The 13,439-nt window shown below is 63.7% G+C and carries 14 protein-coding genes, 3 pseudogenes and 1 other annotated feature; of the genes and pseudogenes, 11 read left to right on the top strand and 6 right to left on the bottom strand.

Going from position 1 to position 13,439, the window contains the following annotated elements:
- Positions 1 to 738, top strand: coding sequence for an ergothioneine biosynthesis protein EgtC (gene egtC / locus RCH07_RS11070; protein WP_326967516.1), 738 nt, complete (start codon positions 1 to 3; stop codon positions 736 to 738).
- Here the strand turns inward: egtC and RCH07_RS11075 are convergent.
- Positions 731 to 1,408 carry an aminotransferase class V-fold PLP-dependent enzyme gene (locus RCH07_RS11075; protein ID WP_326967517.1) on the bottom strand — a complete coding sequence of 226 codons (678 nt, stop codon included), beginning with the start codon at positions 1,406 to 1,408 and terminating at the stop codon, positions 731 to 733. The two genes, egtC and RCH07_RS11075, sit on opposite strands and share 8 nt — an antisense overlap.
- A gap of 291 nt (positions 1,409 to 1,699) precedes the next feature.
- Between RCH07_RS11075 and RCH07_RS11080 the strand changes: the two genes are divergently transcribed.
- Positions 1,700 to 2,002 (top strand): hypothetical protein, encoded by a 303-nt coding sequence (locus tag RCH07_RS11080; RefSeq protein WP_326967518.1) that lies wholly within the window; start codon positions 1,700 to 1,702, stop codon positions 2,000 to 2,002.
- Positions 2,003 to 2,054: 52 nt separating this feature from the next.
- Here the strand turns inward: RCH07_RS11080 and RCH07_RS11085 are convergent, their stop codons facing one another.
- From RCH07_RS11085 to RCH07_RS11105, 5 genes and pseudogenes are all read right to left on the bottom strand, one after another.
- A complete protein-coding gene (locus RCH07_RS11085; RefSeq protein ID WP_326967519.1) occupies positions 2,055 to 2,645 on the bottom strand; it encodes a recombinase family protein in 591 nt (196 codons plus the stop codon).
- Positions 2,646 to 2,776: 131 nt separating this feature from the next.
- A pseudogene (locus RCH07_RS11090) lies at positions 2,777 to 3,580 on the bottom strand (AAA family ATPase); the annotation flags it as partial.
- Complete coding sequence (locus tag RCH07_RS11095) at positions 3,580 to 3,978, bottom strand: Mu transposase C-terminal domain-containing protein (protein WP_326967520.1); 399 nt, start codon at positions 3,976 to 3,978, stop codon at positions 3,580 to 3,582. The gene RCH07_RS11095 and the pseudogene RCH07_RS11090, both read right to left, overlap by 1 nt.
- Positions 3,939 to 4,958: a DDE-type integrase/transposase/recombinase gene (locus RCH07_RS11100; protein ID WP_326967521.1), complete on the bottom strand. Its 1,020-nt coding sequence runs from the start codon at positions 4,956 to 4,958 to the stop codon at positions 3,939 to 3,941. Before RCH07_RS11100 ends, RCH07_RS11095 begins: the two co-directional genes overlap by 40 nt.
- 5 nt (positions 4,959 to 4,963) lie before the next feature.
- Positions 4,964 to 5,534 (bottom strand): annotated as a pseudogene (locus RCH07_RS11105) (recombinase family protein).
- 803 nt (positions 5,535 to 6,337) lie between these two features.
- Between RCH07_RS11105 and RCH07_RS11110 the strand changes: the two are divergent.
- The 9 genes and pseudogenes from RCH07_RS11110 to RCH07_RS11150 all read left to right on the top strand — a co-directional run.
- Positions 6,338 to 7,012: a DUF6766 family protein gene (locus tag RCH07_RS11110; RefSeq protein WP_326967522.1), complete on the top strand. Its 675-nt coding sequence runs from the start codon at positions 6,338 to 6,340 to the stop codon at positions 7,010 to 7,012.
- A 57-nt stretch (positions 7,013 to 7,069) separates the two neighbouring features.
- Positions 7,070 to 7,222: pseudogene (locus tag RCH07_RS11115) on the top strand (acyl-CoA desaturase); the annotation flags it as partial.
- 383 nt (positions 7,223 to 7,605) lie between these two features.
- Positions 7,606 to 8,784 carry an ISAzo13 family transposase gene (locus RCH07_RS11120; RefSeq protein ID WP_442784814.1) on the top strand — a complete coding sequence of 393 codons (1,179 nt, stop codon included), beginning with the start codon at positions 7,606 to 7,608 and terminating at the stop codon, positions 8,782 to 8,784.
- A gap of 21 nt (positions 8,785 to 8,805) precedes the next feature.
- A complete protein-coding gene (locus RCH07_RS11125; protein ID WP_326967523.1) occupies positions 8,806 to 9,126 on the top strand; it encodes a transposase in 321 nt (106 codons plus the stop codon).
- Positions 9,084 to 9,197 (top strand) — a sequence feature (AL1L pseudoknot). Its footprint overlaps the gene before it by 43 nt.
- Positions 9,123 to 9,791, top strand: coding sequence for an IS3 family transposase (locus RCH07_RS11130; RefSeq protein ID WP_326967524.1), 669 nt, complete (start codon positions 9,123 to 9,125; stop codon positions 9,789 to 9,791). It overlaps the preceding feature by 75 nt. The genes RCH07_RS11125 and RCH07_RS11130 overlap by 4 nt, the downstream gene beginning before the upstream one ends.
- A 63-nt stretch (positions 9,792 to 9,854) precedes the next feature.
- On the top strand, positions 9,855 to 11,060 hold the full coding sequence (locus RCH07_RS11135) for a tyrosine-type recombinase/integrase (RefSeq protein WP_326967525.1): 1,206 nt from the start codon (positions 9,855 to 9,857) through the stop codon (positions 11,058 to 11,060).
- Positions 11,057 to 12,016, top strand: coding sequence for a tyrosine-type recombinase/integrase (locus RCH07_RS11140; protein WP_326967526.1), 960 nt, complete (start codon positions 11,057 to 11,059; stop codon positions 12,014 to 12,016). Before RCH07_RS11135 ends, RCH07_RS11140 begins: the two co-directional genes overlap by 4 nt.
- On the top strand, positions 12,013 to 12,618 hold the full coding sequence (locus RCH07_RS11145) for a tyrosine-type recombinase/integrase (RefSeq protein ID WP_326967527.1): 606 nt from the start codon (positions 12,013 to 12,015) through the stop codon (positions 12,616 to 12,618). The genes RCH07_RS11140 and RCH07_RS11145 overlap by 4 nt, the downstream gene beginning before the upstream one ends.
- A gap of 17 nt (positions 12,619 to 12,635) precedes the next feature.
- On the top strand, positions 12,636 to 13,439 hold an 804-nt coding region (locus tag RCH07_RS11150; RefSeq protein ID WP_326967533.1), incomplete at its 3' end, for an FAD-dependent oxidoreductase.

Raw genomic sequence — 13,439 nt, forward strand, 5'->3', positions numbered from 1 at the left:
ATGTGCCGGCACCTGGCCTTCCTGGGGCCGCCGACCTCCCTCGCCGCGCTTTTGCTGGCCCCTGGGCATGGCCTGCTGACCCAGTCCTGGGCGCCGCGGTTCCAGCAGTACGGCACCGTCAACGCTGACGGGTTCGGCGTCGGCTGGTACGCGGACGGCGACCCGAAACCTGCCCGCTACCGCCGTGCAGTACCGATGTGGGCAGACCCTTCCTTCGCGGACGTCGCCCGGGTCACGACGACGACGGCGGCGCTCGCCGCAGTGCGGTCGGCCACCGTCGGCACCACCCAGGACAAATCGGCCTCCGCCCCATACACGGACGGCAAATTGCTCTTCAGCCACAACGGGCGGATTCACGGCTGGCCCTCGTCCGTGGAAGGCATTGTCAACGCGATCCCGGCCGCCCGTCTGCTGACCATGGAGGCGCATGTTGATTCGGCGCTGGTCTGGGCGCTGGTGCTGGAGTCCCTTGCCGCAGGCCAGAGCCCTGATGCGGCGCTCGCCGGCACCGCCCGGACGGTGCTGGAGCACGCCGAGGCGCGCCTGAACCTGCTGCTTACGGACGGCACAACCATCACGGCAACGGCTGTGGGGGACACGCTCTACTGGCGCTCCGGCCCGGACGGGGTGCTTGTCGCCAGCGAGCCGTCCGACGATGCTTCAGGCTGGCACAGCGTGCCCGATAACTCGGTGCTCACAGCCACCACCGACCGTGTGGACGTCCGGCCCATCAGTTAACTCGAGATACCAGGCGACGCAGTGCCGAGGCCAACCGATCGATTTCCGCTTCAGTGTTGTAACAGTGCACTGACGCCCGGACGGCTGTCGAAGGGGTAGCGGGTGTTTCCTGCAGGACGGCGTCGGGCTTCAACGGCGGAAGCGGCACCGTCGAGAGGTTGATACCGTCAACTGCCAGGTGTTCCTTGACCTGCACGGCCATCTTCTCCCGCACCGAGAACGTCACGATACCGCTGGCCTGCTTCCCGCGGCCGTAAAGCTCGACGCCGCGAATGTCCGCCAGATGCAACCGCATTCCATCCGCCAGTGTCTGGAGTCGGCCGCGAATGTCTTCGATCCCGAGCTCGAGTGCGTATTCCGCGGCCCGCCCGAGGCCGAGCCTGGCGGCTATGCTCGCTTCCCGGCTTTCGGGCAGCCGTGCGGAAGGCGGCTCGTCCTGAATCGCCGCGAAGAGGGGACGCCGGTCGTTGGGCGTGGGCACCACTTTCTCGAGCACGTGACTGTCGAGGTAGACAGACGCTGTTCCTCGCGGCCCCCGAAGGAACTTCCGTCCGGTGCCGACCAGGATGTCGCACTTCAGCTCAGCGACGTCGAGCGGGAGCTGGCCCACCGACTGACACGCGTCCAAGACAAACGGCACCCCGGCCTTCCGGCACAGCCTACCCACCACACCGGCTCAGGCACGCCCTGGCCGGTGAACTGCTCCGCAGGGGCGGCGGTCTGGTAGCGATCAGCCAGGTCCTTCGCCACCAGGATCTTGCCACGACCGCCCTGCCAAGGTCGACCTGGACGCACTGCGCCAGGTTGCCCAGCCCTGGCCGGGGGCCGTGCGATTAGCTCGCTGGAGCAGGATCTCGCGGACTACCTGCAACTGCGTCGTTCGCTCGGACACGAACTGGCCGAGGCCCGGTGGTTGTTGCCTGGCTTTGTGGCTTACCTCGACGCTCACGGATTGCCAACCGTGACGATCGAAGCGGCGCTGACGTGGGCACAGCAATCGCCGTCAGGCCAGGTGACGACCGTGGGTCCGCGGCGGATGACGGCCGCCCGGGGCTTCGCCCGCTACTTGGCCGGCATTCACCCGGGCACGGAGATCCCGCCGTTGGGACTGATGCCGCATCGACAGAGATGGCGCCAACCATTCATCTACTCCACCGCTGACATTGAGAAGCTGATGGGCCAGGCCCGCAGCTCGATCACCTCACCGCTGCGGGCCGCGACCTACGAGGGGCTTGAGGACCAATGCTCGGGGAAGGCACGCTAAGCCGGTGAAGCCAGGTAGTAGAGGTTCTGGGCGGCACCGCTGTTACGCCTGGTCACGGCGCTGGGGTGGTGCGTCGTCCGATGCTTGTTTTGTTGAGGTGGCCGTAGATCGTGGAGCGAGGGACCTGAAGCAGATCGGCGATGCGCTGAACGGTGTGGGCCCCGGCGTCGTAGAGCTGTTGGGCGTGGTGGGCCTGGTCGGGGGTGAGTTTGGGGCGTCTTCCTCCGGTTCGTCCGCGGGCGCGGGCGGCCGCGAGGCCGTCGCGGGTGTTGGCGATGATGAGTTCTCGTTGGAGTTCGGCGAGGACGGAGAGCATCCCGAACATTGCCCGCCCTTCCGCGGTCGTGGTGTCGATGCCTTGCTCGAGGACACGCAATCCCACACCACGTTCCCGGAGATCTGCGCCGAGGGTGACGAGATGGAGTACCGACCGGCCTAGTCTGTCGAGGCGGGTGATGACGAGCTGGTCACCGGCCCGGTTGGCGGAGGCGAGGGCCTTGTCGAGCTCGGGCCTGCTGGCTTTGGCACCGCTGGCGTGGTCGAGGTAAATGTTGGCCGGGTCGACGTCGGCGCGGGCGAGGGCGTCCGTTTGGTGGTCGGGATTTTGGTCGGCGGTGGAGACGCGCGCATATCCGATCAACATGTGTCGATAATACCCGTACCACAGGGTTTGCCGACGTTGATTTCCGGCGCGCGTTTTCGACATGGATTTCGCGGCGTGTCTGTGGATTTCGGCGCTTTGTGGCAGCGTTCTGTGATCGCTTGGTGTCGGTAGTTGCCGATGACCAGGATGCTTGCGGCCGCTTCGACGACGTCCTCGGTGATGGTCTCGAGCTGGTTGATTTTGAGGACGCGGGTGATTTGCGGGAACAAGCGCTCGAGGAGCCGGAAGTTGCCGCGGGTGATGCGTTCGATCGCAGCGATTGCTTGCGCGTCGGTGAAGTCGTCGGGGTCGAGGGCGCGGCCCAGCCGTTTCCAGTGGCGGTCAAGGACGAAGAGGAGTTCGTCGCGGCTGAGGGCACGGTATCGGTGGGAGAAACCGAGTCGGCTGTAGAGCTGCGGGTAGTGGCGGAAACGTTGGTCGATTCCGGGCATTCCGATGAGGATCATCGCGAGGTCGGTCCGGTCGTGCATGTCGCGGAGGAGTTCAAGGGCCGTGGTGTTGAGGCGTTCGGCTTCGTCGATGATGAGCAGCTCCACCAGATGGGTGACTTTTCCGGGCTTACGGGGCTCGGGATCGAGCGTGCGCAGGTGTTCGTCGACGCAGATTCCGACCCTGATCTGCCAATGGTCGATCTCGTTCATGAGCGTCTTCGGACGCGGCAGCACTTCGGGGGTATAGAAGACGGTGCGGGAGCGGTTGGCGAGGGCGTAGTGCTTCGCGTCGTGGTCGCCGCGTGGTCCCCATTCATTGATGTAGGGCTCGAGGGTGTCCCAGTTCGCGTAGCGGCGGGCGGAGTTGGTCTTGCCGACGCCGGCGTCTCCGTGACAGATGCCTATGGTTCGCTCCTTTCGAACGGCGTTGGCAAACTCGGTGAAGCGTCGGTGCTCCTTGGTCACGATGAAGGCCTGGGTCATCAACCGTCCTCTTCGTAGGTGCGCAACCGACGTCGGCGCGGTGCTGGCGCGGCCTGGTGCGGTTCCTCGCGGGCAGCGACGGCGGGGATGCGGTCGTTGATAGCCTGGCGCAGCTCGCGTCGGCGGGCTCGTCGGGCGGTTTCGATGTCGCGGAGGCTGAGCCGGAGGTTGGGGTGGGCCTCGTCGACGGCGACGCAGACGAAGGTGTCGTGGTCGTAGACCCGGATCTCGGAGATGTCGCGCGGGTCGTAGCGGATCGTGACGGGGTGTCCGACGAAGGGGGCGAGCGTGGGCGCGAGGTAGCGCTGGCCTTGGAAGTGGATGCCGTCGCGTTGCACGGTGCGGTGCTTCGGGACGGTCAGGAGGAGCCCGTCGAGCTCCTCCAGGCTCTCGGGCATCCGAGGAAGCCAGCCGTCGGCGACCCAGGCGTCGCGCGGGCACGTACCCAGCTCGCGGTGCGGCCGGTCGTTGTAGGTGGCGATGAAGGCGCCAAGCGCGCGATCGAGCCCGGGAAGATCCAGGACAGGTTGTGGCGTTCGGCTCCCTGGTCCGAGGTGTCCGGGGAGCGTGGCGAGCAGCTCAGTGTTGATGGTGCCGAAGAAGCGCTCGATCTTCCCTCGCCCCGGGCAACGGTGGAGTGGATGATGCGGATGTGCAGCTCGACGGCGGTGCGCTCGAGGTGGTGGCTGGTGAAGTCGGAGCCATGATCGACGTGCAGGATGTCGGGGATGCCGCACATTGCCCAGCCGGGGTCAGTCTTGCACCAGATCGCCTGCCGGAGCGCGAGGGCTGTGTTGAGAGCCGATGGTGCGCCGGTGAAGACCGTGTACCCACAGATCGCGCGCGAGTAGTCGTTCATCACCGTGGTCAGCCACGGCCGGTCAGGCCTCCCGTCGGCGCCGACGATGAGGATGTCGAGTTCGGTGTGGTCGGCTTGCCAGATCTGGTTCGGATGATCGGCGCGGCGACGGAAGACGATCTCGTGCCGATCCCGGTAGGCAGCCGGGCCCTCCAACGCGAACGTGACGAGGGCAGGATCCAATGCCCGAACGATCTCCCGGACAGTCGAGTAGCCCGGCTCCGGCGATCCCCGCCGTTGCGCCTCCGCGACGGCGAGACGGTGCAACGTGGCAAGGCTTGGGCGGGGTTTGGTCAGCGCGTGTCGTTCAATGAAAGCCACGGTCTCCGCGGCGGTGCGTCGTGTGCCGGCGTCGGAACGCGCGTGCGGGTCGAGTGTCGAGATGCCGCCGGTCCGGTAGAGCTGATGCCAGCGCTGCAGGGTGCGTGGGCTGATTCCGGTTTCGCGAGCGATAGTCGCGAGCGGCACCTGGTCTTCGACGTGAAGTCGAAGCACTCGCCACCGCTCGACGCCATCCATGACAGCTACATGGGTGCGCTGTCGCGGGCGGCGAGGGCGCGTTGGTGGCGGTAGAGGGTCGCGCGGCTCCAACCTACGAGACGTGCTGCGTCTTCGGCGGTGCGTCCCTTCGCGCGGGCGTCTCCGGCGATCGCGAGCTTGTCGGCGATCACGGCCGGATCGGAGAGCGGCCGACCGAAGCGAGTGCCGCCTTGCCTGGCCGCGGCGATCCCGGCGTTGACGCGCTCAACGATCAGCTCGCGCTCGTACTCGGCCAAGGTGGCAAGCATGTTCAGCATCGATCCCGTCCGAAATGGATCGGACGTGCACACCACGCTCGCGCAGCAGGTTCACCGTGTTCAATACGTCGATCAAGGACCGGCCCAGCCGGTCTACCCGCCAGACAACGACGGTGTCACCCGCTTCGGCATAGTCGAGGAGCTTCTTCATCCCGGGCCGCTCAATCGCCGTCCTACTGCCGGACGTGACATCGGAGAACGCGTCGCGCTTCTGAACGCCGACCGCCACCAGCGCGTCAAGCTGCAACTGCGCATCCTGGCTCGACGTACTCACACGCGTGTATCCCAGAAGCCTCACCCCACCATTCTGACTCAAAACCCCCTCCCGACACGTGATCGAGACGATTCACAGCGAGACGACTTTTTGAAACATCGCGCACCCATCTGCGCGTCGTGGGAATTGCTCGGTCCTCGTGCCCTGCCCCCATGCAGTGGGCCCCTAAAGGCCCAGCATATCTACCCTTCCTTCTCTGAGGAGGGCGAGGCTGCCGACTGCTGGTGGTGCCCGCGGGTCATCGTGTAGGTTCATCAATGGGCAGGTACCCGGAGGATGGAGGATTTGTGAGAGACAGCTGTTCGGCACGTCCCGGCCTTTCGCTACGGCAGCTGAAGCGCAGGACCTCAGTGGCCGGAGCCGGTCTTCTGGTGTTGTTGGCCGCCTGCGGCTGCTCCCCGGACACGTCGGCAGCGGCGGGCCAAGCCCGGGAATTCCACCGTTTACTGGAAGCGTCAGACCTGCAGGGGGCCTGCGCCTTGCTGCAGGCAAAGGCCCAGGAGAAAGCAGCTTCCCAAGACGGGGCATGTGAGGAGGCCCTGGAAGCACTGGAGCTGCCGACGGCCGGGACTGTTCTGGAAACCCACGTGTATGGCCGCAGAGCCAGCGTTGTATTCGAAAGCGACACGGTCTTCCTCGCCGCGACGGAATCAGGCTGGCGGGTCGCCGGGGCCGGATGCACGTCAGAGGGAGAAGCTCCCTATACCTGTGAGATTGGAGGCGAATAGGGTATGCGCTGGATCTTTGTGTTGTACCTGATCCTGATCTTCGGCGGGCTGTCCTATATGGCCGCCGTCGGCCTGGCACACGGATAGAAGGGCCGGACGTTGAAAGAGGCTTTGAAAAACAACGGCCTGAGTATTTTCTTCGGCCTGATCTTCCTGCTGGCATTGCTGGGGCAGGCACTGACCGGACAGGCGCTGTTCAACGAGGAACAGATCGCTGCGGGACTGGACGAGATCAGCCTTGCCCAATACGTGACCTCATCGTCTTTCGCTGTCGATGTCTCCGAAAACTGGCAGTCCGAATACCTGCAGTTCTTCCTGTACATTTTCGCCACGATCTGGCTCGTCCAGAAAGGATCGCCCGAATCAAAGGAACTGGATAGGGCAGGCCTTGAATCGGACAAGGACCAGCTCGTCGGAGATCACAGCAACGCCAAGTCCCCGGTCTGGGCGAAAGTCGGTGGCTGGCGCCAGATTCTGTTCTCCAACTCGCTGGGCTTGACCATGGGCCTGATCTTCCTCCTGTCCTGGTTCGTCCAATCCATAGCCGGGAACAGTGCCTACAACGAAGAACAACTGAAACACTTTCAGGCGCCAGTGGCTTGGTCCGAATACCTCGTCTCGCCGGAGTTTTGGAACCGTACCCTGCAGAACTGGCAGTCAGAGTTCCTCGCGATGGGATCGATGATCGTCCTCTCCATCTACCTTCGACAGCGGGGCTCGCCGGAGTCCAAACCCGTCGGCTCCGCGCACGACGGCACAGGAACCACAGGCTGACTTTCCGCCCCGAGCATCCGGTCATCAGGGCGGCGGTGCTGACGGTGGGCGCGCCTCTCCAACCGGTACGCCGAGGTGGCGCCGAAGGTCCGCGAAATCTGCCAGTGTTACAGCTTGAAGTCCACCGTCGGGGCCGCTGCTCAAGCAGGTGGCTCATCCGGGGCCAAGGTCTTCAAACTGGCACTTCCGGGCAAACCCGCCAAGGCGTGATGCAACAGCACTGCCAAGGGAACGAACCTCTCCCCGCTGTCTGGAAGGCAGCATCCCGGCACCATTGCAGATGATGACGATTCTCGGGCGTCAACGAATGCAGGCCGGACGCGGCCAGAAAGCTCATGATGCCGTGAGCCGCTGCTACGCCTTTTGTCGAGGGGTTTCCCATCCTTCAGTCCGCGTGTAGATGGCAACAAGCTGACCGTTACCGAAGGAGGCGCTGGCAACGTCCGAGAAGCGCAGGAGCGCTCCGCCGCAGTCAAGCCTCCGCACTGCATCCGCTGCTCTCGGGAGGGCTTCCTCCCGACTGTCGCCGTCCAGGGCAGAACGGATGTCAGCATTCTGAGCAGTTAGCGGAGTCCGCGGGAGAGAGATATGCGGTGTTGCGCCCGCATTTGGATGAGCGGCAGCGCCGCATGCTGCTGGGTGTCGAGGCTGCCGGGCTGGGTCGGGGCGGGATCAGGGCGATTGCTGCGGCGACCGGTGTCCATCCCGACACCATCGCCCGCGGCGTGCGGGAGGTGGAGGGAAACCCTAAGCCGCAAGCCCGGGTGCGGGTCCCGGGCGGGGGCCGTAAGTCCCTGGCAGCGACCGACCCGGACCTGGTCTCTGAGCTGAAGACCCTGGTTGATCCGGGCATGCGCGGGGATCCGGTCTCACCACTGGTCTGGACGACCAGATCAACCCGTAACCTCGCGGCCGCGCTCTCTGATCTGGGGCATCCGGTCTCGGACCGGACGGTGGCGCGGATGCTGCACGAGATGGGCTTTAGCCTGCAGTCCAATGCCAAAGTCACCGAAGGCGCCCAGCACGAAGACCGCGACGCCCAGTTCACTTATCTGGCAGGCCAGGTCGGTGAGCATATGGGAGCAGGCCAGCCGGTGATCTCGGTGGACACGAAGAAAAAAGAACTGGTCGGAGACTTCAAGAACGCCGGACGCCAGTACCGGCCGGCCGGGCACCCGGAGCGGGTCAACGTCCACGACTTCATGGATAAGGACCTGGGCAATGCGATCCCCTACGGCATCTATGACCTCTCTGCGAACACCGGCTGGGTCACGGTCGGCACCGATCATGATACGTCGGCGTTCGCGGTGGCCACCCTGCGCACATGGTGGAAATCCGTCGGACAGGCACGCTATCCCCGGGCCGGCCGGCTGCTCGTATGTGCCGACAGCGGCGGATCCAACGGCAGCCGCATCCGGGCCTGGAAAATCGAGCTCGCCAAGCTCGCTAAAGAAACCGGCCTGGACATCACCGTCTGCCACCTGCCACCGGGAACCAGCAAATGGAACAAAATCGAGCACCGGCTTTTCTCCCAGATCACACGCAACTGGGCCGGTCAGCCGCTGCGGACCCACCAGATCATCGTGGATCTGATCGGCAAAACGACCACGGCTACCGGCCTGACAGTCCAGTGCGTCCTCGACACCGATGACTACCCCACCGGACTCAGACACACCTCAAAAGACATCGAAGACCTACCAATCACCCGCCACGATTTCCATGGGGAATGGAACTACACCATGAACCGCCCCGGTTTTAATGGAGGGTGTTGAATCCTTGAAAGGATGAGCACCATGGCAGCACCAAAGAAGTATCCGGATGAGCTTCGCCAGAGAGCGGTCCGCCTTGTGATGGACGCCCAGAAGAATCCCAGTGGCCGGCGGGGTGCGTGCACCAGGATCGGTGCGCAGCTAGGCATCCCGGCAGACACCATCCGTGGCTGGGTGCGCACCGCCGAGATCGATCAGGGCCTGCGCCCTGGCACCACCACCGATGACGCAACCCGTCTGGCTGAGCTGGAGCGCGAAGTTGTTGAGTTGCGCCGGGCCAACGCGATCTTGAAATCAGCATCAGCTTTCTTCGCGGCGGAGCTCGACCGCCCCTCACGACGATGATCGCCTACATCGACAATCACAAGGACGAATACGGGGTCGAGCCGATCTGCAAACAGCTGCCGATTGCCCCATCGACCTACTACGCTGCCAAGGCACGCCCTGAGTCCAAACGGTCAATAGCCGACGCCGTGACGACCGAGAAAATCATCCGCGTGCACCGGGAGAACTACAGCGTTTATGGGGCCAGGAAAGTTTATGCTGCCCTGAACCGTGAGGGACACCAGGTGGCCCGCTGCACCGTGGAGCGTCTGATGCGCCGCACCGGGCTCCATGGCGTGCGCCGGGCCCAGGGCCCCCGCACAACCGTGCCCGGACCCCTAGCAGAACGGCCGGCAGATCTGGTCCGGCGGCAATTCAGCGCGCCGGCTCCGAACTGTCTCTGGGTCGCAGATATAACGCATATTCGAACGTTTTCCGGCTGGGTCTACGCGGCTTTTGTGCTGGATGTTTTCTCCCGCCGCATAGTCGGCTGGCAGCTCTCCACGACCATGCACACAGCCTTGGCCTTGGACGCCCTGGAGATGGGGCTCTGGACCCGCCGGCGCGATGGGAAGAACGTCTCCCAGCTCGTACATCACAGCGATTATGCCGAGGAAAACGTTAAGCCGAAGAAGGGCGGTGTGGCCTCGTGGTTCCGGGGAACACCGGTTTGTTCCTCGGCTTAGTGTTTTGGGTCTTGTTGGTCGCTAGTGTGCCTCGTATCCATCTTTCTAGTGAAGGGAAAGGTTATGGGCACGATGGTGAGGGAGGTCGGTGTGGCGGTTGTCGCCGCATTGGATGCCGCCGGTTACATGGGCTCGACGATTGGCCAGTATCGTAAGTCGATTCGGGCTTTGGAGCGGCTGGCGCAGAAGCAAGGTGGTGTGTATACGCCCGGGTTGGGGGCTGACTTCTCGGCGATGACGACGAGTCCCAGGACGGGCAAGTTCAGTGCACAGCGTCGTTTTGATTATGGCAGGTTGGTGAGTTTGTTCGACTCCTACGTGCTCACCGGGACGGTGACCCTTGCGGCCAGGAAACGCTCCGGGGGCGGGTATGGCCTGCAGTCGGGCGAGTTCATCGCCTTGATGACTGCCTGGTCCGATGAGATGGAGCAGCGTGGCTTGGCTGTGGCCACCCGCGGCACTTACGGTCGCATGGCCCGCGATTATCTGGTGTATTTGGAGGCCGTCGGGGTTACGTCGTTGAATGTGGCCGGCGGCGCCAGCGTGTTTGGATTCCTTGACTCGCTGCAAGGCAGGTGGGCGCAGTCCGCGATGTGGTCGGTGGCATCGAGTTTTCGTCCCTTTTTGAAGTTCACCCGGCGCCGTGACCTGCTTGATGCCGTGGGCATGGCCAATGCCAGGCGCCACCATGGCATCGTGCCGACACTTCGCGACGCTGATGAGCAGTTGGTTGTTCGCGCCTGCGCCGAAGGGAAGGTTTCTGCACGGGACGCGGCGATCACCTTGCTTGCGCTGGTGACGGGCCTGCGCGCGTGCGACCTCATCGCCCTGCACCTGAACGACATCGATTGGCGGGGCTTCACGATCGGGATCGTGCAGGCCAAGACCGGTAACCCGCTGACGCTGCCGCTACTTCCCATGATCGCTGGGAAGCTGGCCGACTACGTCCTGAACGAGCGGCCAGCATCAGGGGACGCGCATGTGTTTTTGCGCTCGGCCGCCCCGCATGTGGCACTGGCTGATCACGCATCAATCTACGTGGTGGCGACGAAGATGTTCAGGGCGGCCGGGGTGAAGGACGTGAAGGCCGGGACCAGGGCCCTTCGCCATAACGCCGCCTCAAAACTTCTGCGTGCGGGAACGCCACTTCCAACGATATCGGCTGTGCTTGGCCACGCGAGCCCGGATTCCACGACCGTGTATTTGAGCATGGATGCAGAACACCTGCGCGCGTGTGTGCTCCCGCTGCCACAAGGGGCCGTGAGATGAGCGGGCACGGATTCACCAGCGCGTTCGCCTACGACCTTGACCGGTACCTCGCATTCAAGGAAAGCATGGGCTTTCACGGGCAGTCCCGTATCTGGTACCTGAGGGATTTTGACAAGTATTGCTCCGACCGTGGGCTGGAGTGTTTTGACCGGCACACCGTTGAGGGGTGGGTCATCGCCAAGCGGTCACACCAGACAATCCCGCATTGGTCATGGATTTCCTACATCAGGGATTTTGGCCGATGGGTTCGTATCAACGGCAACGAGAACGCGTACGTGCTTTCAGAGCAGTGGAAAGCCGGATTCATTCACACCCAGCCCTACCTGCTGACGAGGGAGGAGGTCACGCTGTTTTTCCAAGCCGCCGCACGGCTGGAAGTCGCATCGCCGTGGAAGTGGCAGGCCGTCGCGTTCTTCGCCCTGATGCACTCGTGCGGGCTCCGGACCTGCGAGGCCCGCCAGCTCACGATCAACGACGTGGACCTGGCCGGCGGTTTCATCGACGTGCAATGGTCTAAAACCAACCGCAGCAGGCGCCTGCCCATCACCGGGCAGATCAGCGGCATCCTCGACGACTGCGACCAGGCATCACGTAACGCGTTCGGCAAGGAACGAGCCGCGTTCTTCGTCTCCGGCGCCGGCACCCCGGTGACACCGGCAGCCGTGGGGGTTGCCTTCAACAGGATCTGGGACCTGGCCGGGCTGTCACGGGCCGCCCAGGGCAAACGACCGCGGCCCTATGACTTCCGGCATCACTTCGCTTACACGAACATCGAACGATGGATGGCCGAGGGCATCGACGTGAACTCAATGCTGCCGTACCTGGCCCGTTACATGGGCCACGCTTCACTGGATAGCCCCTACTACTACATTCACACATCCCCGGACTTCATGAACGCCTACGCCGGGATAGCCCGTGAAGGCCAGTGCCTGCTGCCAGAGGTGGGATTTGAATGAAACGCGACAAGAACGCGCTCCCGAACTTCTTCGGATACGCCAGAACCTACTTAAACGACTACATGTCCAAAGTCAGGGCAATGTCCCCGAAAACCATCGAAGCCTACAGGATCTCTCTGGAATGCTATGTCGGCTATCTCGTTGCCGAAAAGGGCATCCAACGCAAGGACATCAGCTTCGATCATTTCGAAAGAGAGTTCCTCAAAGGATGGCTCGCCTGGATGCAGGAGACAAAGAGATATCAGCCCAGGACCGTGAACCTGCGTCTGACTACTATCAAGGCGTTCCTGGCATACGTCTCTCAGGAAGATCTCGTCTTGGTTGCGCTTCATGAAGCTGCCAAGACGTTGAAGGCACCACGCCAACCGAGAAAGCCCATCGAGTACCTTGAAGAAAAGGAAACAAAGGCGATCCTTGCCGCTTTTGACGGCTCAAGCATGAAATCCCGTAGGAACCGCATGCTGCTGATACTCCTCTATGACACCGGTGCGCGCGTCAGCGAGATCACCGCCCTCACGCTCGGGAACCTGGCCCTGACGAAACCGGCCCACCTGACGCTCACCGGAAAAAGGGACGTCGCTATTCGTCGTCGGGAAACTTAGCGCCAACCGCTGTTCCGCTGCAGGTCAGACCCCATCCCGCCGGCGCCTTCGATGCGACGACGGACGCACCGTCGGGCGGTAACTACCTGATTGTGGGCGGTAACGGTCACCCGGTAGGCCGTGAACATCACACCCGGGCGCAGGTGGACGACCTGCAGCGGTGGGCGGTGCAGCACTTCCCCGGCGGGGAGCTCTCCCACAGCTGGTCCGCGCAGGACTACGAACCTGCCGGCGCCGTGCCTTACGTGGGGGCTGTTCCGTGGAGCGGCAATGTGCACACGGCCACGGGTTACAACAAGTGGGGCATGACCAACGGCGTCGCGGCCGCCCTAGCACTGTCGGCGGACATTCTCGGGGGCGACAGCTCGTGGGCCAGAATCCTGTTCAGGACGCGGATCAGTGCCCACGACGCAGCATCGACGGTGCAGGCCAACAACGAAGTTGCCGTTGAGATGATCAGCGGGTGGCTGGGTGGCCTGGCGCGTACCCGCAGCGTGAACCCGCCCGAAGGCCAGGGTGTGGTGGTGCGGGACAACGGTCGGCCCGTGGGCCTGTGCACGGTCCAGGGGAAATCGCACAAGGTTTCCGTAATCTGCCCTCATCTGGGCGGAGTGCTGGGCTGGAACGACGCCGAACAGTCCTGGGACTGCCCGCTCCACGGCTCCCGCTTCACCGCTGACGGGCAGATACTTGAGGGCCCCGCCACACGGGAACTGGGCCACCCCGTGTTATGCGTCGCAGTGTTTGGCGGTGTGGGCGTCTTTGGGCGTGACGAGAAGGGTTTTTTGCCGCGGGGTCTTGATTTAGTGTCGTCGGCGGCG

The organism is Arthrobacter sp. CG_A4 (assembly GCF_035985125.1).
GTDB lineage: Bacteria > Actinomycetota > Actinomycetes > Actinomycetales > Micrococcaceae > Arthrobacter.

Excerpts from the sequence above, each read along its gene's own strand:
- egtC (WP_326967516.1), top strand. The coding sequence starts at position 1 with ATGTGCCGGCACCTGGCCTTCCTGGGGCCGCCGACCTCCCTCGCCGCG.
- RCH07_RS11095 (WP_326967520.1), bottom strand. The coding sequence starts at position 3,978 with ATGCCCGAGAGCCTGGAGGAGCTCGACGGGCTCCTCCTGACCGTCCCG.
- RCH07_RS11145 (WP_326967527.1), top strand. The coding sequence starts at position 12,013 with ATGAAACGCGACAAGAACGCGCTCCCGAACTTCTTCGGATACGCCAGA.
- RCH07_RS11100 (WP_326967521.1), bottom strand. The coding sequence starts at position 4,958 with ATGGATGGCGTCGAGCGGTGGCGAGTGCTTCGACTTCACGTCGAAGAC.
- RCH07_RS11130 (WP_326967524.1), top strand. The coding sequence starts at position 9,123 with ATGATCGCCTACATCGACAATCACAAGGACGAATACGGGGTCGAGCCG.
- RCH07_RS11135 (WP_326967525.1), top strand. The coding sequence starts at position 9,855 with ATGGGCACGATGGTGAGGGAGGTCGGTGTGGCGGTTGTCGCCGCATTG.
- RCH07_RS11125 (WP_326967523.1), top strand. The coding sequence starts at position 8,806 with ATGGCAGCACCAAAGAAGTATCCGGATGAGCTTCGCCAGAGAGCGGTC.
- RCH07_RS11140 (WP_326967526.1), top strand. The coding sequence starts at position 11,057 with ATGAGCGGGCACGGATTCACCAGCGCGTTCGCCTACGACCTTGACCGG.
- RCH07_RS11085 (WP_326967519.1), bottom strand. The coding sequence starts at position 2,645 with ATGTTGATCGGATATGCGCGCGTCTCCACCGCCGACCAAAATCCCGAC.